Here is a 5,021-nt window from a genome sequence, read left to right as displayed (position 1 = left end):
CCGCCGCGCCGCCCCCCGAGCACCCCGTGGACCCGCGGGCCGCCCACGGCGGGCCGGGCGCGGGCCACGGCGGGGCCGGTGAGCCGGACCCCGGCGATGGCGAGCCGGGTGACCGGGACGACGGCGACGGCGGGGTCGGTGAGCCGACCGGTGGTGCCGGCGGACCCGCCGGAGCCGACGCCGAGATCGCAGAGGGGATCCGATGAGCGTCGTACGCCTGGCCCGGTTCGAGCTGCGGCGCATGACGCGCGGCCGGCTGCCGCGCGCGGCGCTCGCCGTGCTCACCGTCATCCCGCTGCTCTACGGCGCGCTCTACCTCTACGCCTTCTGGGACCCGTACGCCAGGATGGACCGGATCCCGGTGGCGCTGGTCAACGCCGACCGGCAGGTGACCGCCGGCGACGGCAGCCAGGTCCACGCCGGCCGGGACCTCACCGAGGAGTTACTGGACCGGCGGGTCTTCGGCTGGCAGGTCACCGACGCGGGGGATGCCGCCGCCGGCCTGCGCAGCGGGCGCTACCACCTGATCTTCTCCATCCCGGAGGACTTCTCCGCCGCCCTGGCGGCCAGCCCCGAACCGGGCCAGCCGGCCCGGCGGGGCGAGCTGAAGGTGGTCAGCGACGACGCCACCAACTACCTCTCCGGCCTGCTCGCCCGGTCCGCGTTCAGCGAGATCCGGGCCGCCGCCGCGGAGAGCACCGCTGAGGGCTACTTCGCCAGGATGCTGGTCGGTTTCACCGACGCCAAGGCCGAGATCGGGCGGGCGGCCGACGGGGCGGGCAAACTCGCCGATGGGCTCGGCGAGTCGGAGGCCGGCGCCGGGAAGATCGCCGACGGGCTGGACACGTCGCGGGCCGGTGCGGGCAGTCTCGCCGACGGGCTGGGCGCCTCCGCGTCCGGTGCGGGCACCCTCGCCGGCGGGCTGAAGCGGACCGCGCAGGGCGCCGACCAACTCGCCGCCGGGCTCGACGAGCTGCGTACCGGCGCGGCGCAGCTCGCCGACGGCACCGCCCGGGCGGCCACCCGGACCCGTGCCGTCGCCGACAAGGTCAACGGCGCCGCCGACCGGGTCGGGCCGGTGCTGCGGGAGAACACGGACCGGATCGCCGAGTCGGCCGCCGCCGTCGCCGAGGGAGCGCAGGCACTCGCCGACGGGCTGGACGCGCTGCCCCGGCGGGCGCGGGACGCGGTCACCCGCGCCGAGCAGGTCCGCGACCGTCTCGACGCGCTGGTCGCCGAGCACCCGGAACTCGCCGACGATCCGACCGTGGTGGCGGCCCGTACCGCCGCCCAGGCCGCGGTGACAGCGGCCCGCGCGGTCTCCGGGGCGCTGGACGACGCCGACCTGGCCGCGCTGCGGGACCGGATGACCACCGTCGCCGCCACCGCCCGGAAGATCGCCGAGGCGGCCCCGCACCTCGCCGGCGACGTCGCCGCCGCCCGGGCCAAGGTCAACGAACTCGCCGACGGGCTGAGTACCCTCGCCGCCGGCAGCGCCGAACTGCGCGACGGCCTGGGAAGCGCGGCCACCGGCGCGGAGGAGCTGCGCGGCGCGCTGTTCCGGCTCGCCACGGGCGCCCGCGAACTGGACGGTGGGCTCGACCGGCTGAGCAGCGGCGGCGAACGGCTCGCCGACGGGCTCACCCGGCTGGAGAGCGGCGCCGGTGACCTGGCCGACGGGCTCACCCGCCTCGGCGGCGGTGCCGGCGACCTCGCCGACGGCCTCGCCGCGGGCGCGGAGGAGATCCCCGGGTACGACGACGCGGACGCCCGCGCCGCGATCCTCGGCGATCCGGTGGCCCTGGAGCGCACCGCACGGAACCCGGCCGGCTCGTACGGGGTGGGCTTCGCCCCGTACTTCCTCGGGCTGGCGCTCTGGGTCGGCGCGATGGTCACGTACCTGCTGCTGCGGCCGGTCAACCGGCGGCACGTGATGTCCGGCGCCCCCGCCTGGCGGGTCGCGCTGGCCGGCTGGCTGCCCGCCGCGGCGATCGGCCTGGCCCAGGCCGGGGTGCTCTTCGCGGTGGTGACGCTGGTGCTCGGGCTGGACCCGGCACGGCCGGCGGCCACCGTCGGGCTGCTCGCGCTGGTCTCGCTCGCCTTCACCGCGATCATGCAGTGGCTGGGCGCGCAGCTCGGGCCGGCCGGGCGGCTCGCCTCGCTGGCCCTGCTGATGCTCCAGCTCACCTCGTCCGGCGGCACCTACCCGGTGCAGACCTCGCCCGGCTTCTTCCAGGCGATCCACCCCTGGCTGCCGATGAGCTACGTGGTGGCCGGGCTGCGGCACACGATCAACGGCGGTGCGGCCGGGCCGGTGCTCACCGCGGCGGTCGTGCTGGCCGGCTTCGGTCTGGCCGCCCTGGGGCTCACCGGCCTCGCCGCCCGCCGCTCCCGGCGGTTGACCCCGGCCACCCTGCACCCCGAACTGGCCATGTGAGGATGCTGACGGGCCGGGTACGCGGGCGGGGAGGGCGAGTGAGGGACGGACGGGCGCGGCGGCGGGAGGACACCCGCCAACGCCTCTTCGAGGCTGCCGTGGAACTCATCGCCGAACAGGGCTTCTCCGCCACCACCGTGGACGACATCGCGGCCCGCGCCGGGGTGGCCAAGGGCACCGTCTACTACAACTTCCAGTCCAAGACGGTGCTCTTCGAGGAGCTGCTGCGGCACGGCGTCGGCCTGCTCACCGCCGACTTCCGGGCCGCGGTGGCCGGGCAGCCGCCGCGCGAGGCGCTGGCCGCGCTGGTGCGCGCCGAGCTGGCGTACATCCGGCGCTACCGAGCCTTCGCCCAGCTCCTGCTCTCCGAGATGTGGCGGACCAACCGGGAGTGGCAGCAGACCCTGCGGCTGCTGCGGAGCGAGGCGATCGAGGTGATCGCCGAAACTGTCCGGGCCGGGGTGACCGCCGGTGAGCTGCCCGAGGACCTGGACGTGCGGACGGCCTCGTCGGCGCTGTTCGGCGTCGGGCTGGTGGTGGCGGTGGACTGGCTGGTCTTCCAACCGGACCGCCCGATCGAGGACGTCGAGGAGGCGCTGCTCGGCATCGTCCGCCGGGTCGCCCGCGCCTGAGCCACCCCGGCCGGCCGGTAAATGCGTTGAGCGACCGGGGCCTCACCGAGCAGGCTGGATGCTCCGTCACCGCCGCCCGCAAAGGACTCCGCCATGCGTCTGCTCCGGGACTTGTGGGCCACCGCGCCCCGCCGCATGGCGGTGGTGACCTGCCTGGTCGTGCTCGGCGCCGGCGGCCAGGCGGCGGCCGCCGCGCTGGCCGGCCCGGTGCTGCTGTACCGGTCCGCCGGGTTCTTCGCCGTCCTGGCCCTTGCCCTGGTCGCCGCCGTGCTCAGCGACCTCGTGGTCAGCCTGCTGATGGCCGGCCACACCGCGGACTGGTCCGCCGACGTGCGACGCCGGCTGTGCCGGGTGGCGCTCGGGCAGGACCTGCCGACGCTGGAGACCACCCCGGTCGGCGAGCTGCTCGACCGCATCGACGGCGATGTTTATCAGGTCGCCGCGGCGGTGCGCAACCAGGGCGTCCGGATCGCCCAGGGGCTGGCCGGCGGCCTGCTCTCCACGGTCGTCGCGCTCGCGGTCTGGTGGCCGGCCGGGATCGGCATGCTGCTGCTCACCGCCCTGCTCGCGGTCGGCCTGCGCCGGCCCACGGCGCGGATCGCCCCGGCCCGGATGGCCGAGGAGGAGGCCTGGTCCGATCTGGCCGCGGTGATGGAGGAGGCCGTCCACGGCCAGGACGACGTGCGTACCAGCCTGGCCCGCCCGTACGTGCTGCGCCTCTACGCCCGCCGGGCGGCCGAGGTGCTCTCCCGGGGCGTCCGGGTCTGGCGGATGTCGGCGCGGGTCACCACGGTGGCCGCCGGCGCCACCCGCGCCGGGATCGGGGCGGTGGTGCTCGGCGGCGCGTGGGCCCTGGCCACCGGCCGCGTCGACGGGGCCCGGCTCACCGCGATCTGGCTGCTGGCCATCGGGTTCGGCATGACCGTCGAGCACGTCAGCCGGATGGTGCCCGAACTCCAGTACGCCCTGGGCGCCTGGGGCCGCGTGCAGCTGTTGCAGAACTCCCCGCAGGAGCCGGCCGGTGGGGCCGCGCCGGCCGAGGGCGACCTGCTGGTGCGGGGGCTCACCTTCCGCTACCCCAGTGCCGACCCGGGCGGTGCGCGCGGCCCGGCGCTGCGCAACGTCGACCTGACCTTCACCCGGGGCCGCTCGTACGCGCTGGTCGGGCGGACCGGATCGGGCAAGTCGACGCTGGCCAAGGTGCTCACCCGGGCCGTCGACCTGCCGCCGGGAACGGTCTTCCTGGCCGGGCGGGACCTGCTCGACCTCGACGTGGAGCAGCTGCGCCGGTGGATCGCGCTGGTGCCCCAGCGCACCGAGATCCTCGCCGGCACGCTCGCCGAGAACGTCGCGCTGTTCGACCCCGACCTGCTCGACGACGCCGCCCGGGCGCTGCACGACCTCGGCCTGGCCGGCTGGATCGCCGAGCTGCCCGACGGCCTGGCCACCCGGCTCGGCGAGGGTGGGCACGTGCTCTCGGCGGGGCAGGAGCAGCTGGTGGCGTTCGCCCGGATCCTGGTGCGCGACCCGCACGTGGTGATCCTCGACGAGGCCACCGCCCGCCTCGACCCGGTCACCGAGGCGCGGGTGCAGCAGGCCACTGAGCGGCTGCTGCGCGACCGGATCGGCATCGTCATCGCGCACCGGCTCTCCTCCGTACGCCGCTGCGACGAGGTGGTGGTGATGGCCGACGGGGCGGTGGTCGAGGCCGGGCCGCTGCGCTCCTCGGAGCGCTTCGCCCAACTGCTGGCCACCAGCCACGCCACCGCCTACGTCGGGGCCGCGCCGGGCCACCGGTCCGGCGGGGTGGACCTGCTGACCGCCCCGGAGCCGGACGACCCGTGGTCACTGGCCGACCGGACCGGTGCGCCGGCCGCGCCGGATGGGCCGGGCGCGGCGTCGGCCGCGCCGGATGAGCCGCCTGCCTTGCCGCCGGTCGGGCCGGGTGGGCC

At 76.6% G+C, this 5,021-nt stretch carries 3 protein-coding genes and 1 pseudogene; all 4 read left to right on the top strand.

What is annotated here, in order from left to right:
• A pseudogene (locus C1I99_RS34320) lies at positions 1-206 on the top strand (hypothetical protein); the annotation flags it as partial.
• Positions 203-2,437, top strand: coding sequence for a YhgE/Pip family protein (locus C1I99_RS29180; protein ID WP_111137406.1), 2,235 nt, complete (start codon positions 203-205; stop codon positions 2,435-2,437). The pseudogene C1I99_RS34320 and the gene C1I99_RS29180, both read left to right, overlap by 4 nt.
• 38 nt (positions 2,438-2,475) lie before the next feature.
• Positions 2,476-3,069, top strand: a complete 594-nt coding sequence (locus C1I99_RS29175) for a TetR/AcrR family transcriptional regulator (RefSeq protein ID WP_233512778.1) — start codon at positions 2,476-2,478, stop codon at positions 3,067-3,069.
• Between the two features lie 93 nt (positions 3,070-3,162).
• On the top strand, positions 3,163-5,021 hold a 1,859-nt coding region (locus C1I99_RS29170), incomplete at its 3' end, for an ABC transporter ATP-binding protein (RefSeq protein WP_146604080.1).

It is taken from the genome of Micromonospora deserti, from assembly GCF_003236335.1.
In the GTDB taxonomy this organism is placed as follows: Bacteria; Actinomycetota; Actinomycetes; order Mycobacteriales; family Micromonosporaceae; genus Micromonospora; species Micromonospora deserti.
This window is presented reverse-complemented; position numbering and strand designations above follow the sequence as displayed.

Coding starts and splice junctions, on each gene's coding strand:
- C1I99_RS29180 (WP_111137406.1), top strand. CDS start 203: ATGAGCGTCGTACGCCTGGCCCGGTTCGAGCTGCGGCGCATGACGCGC.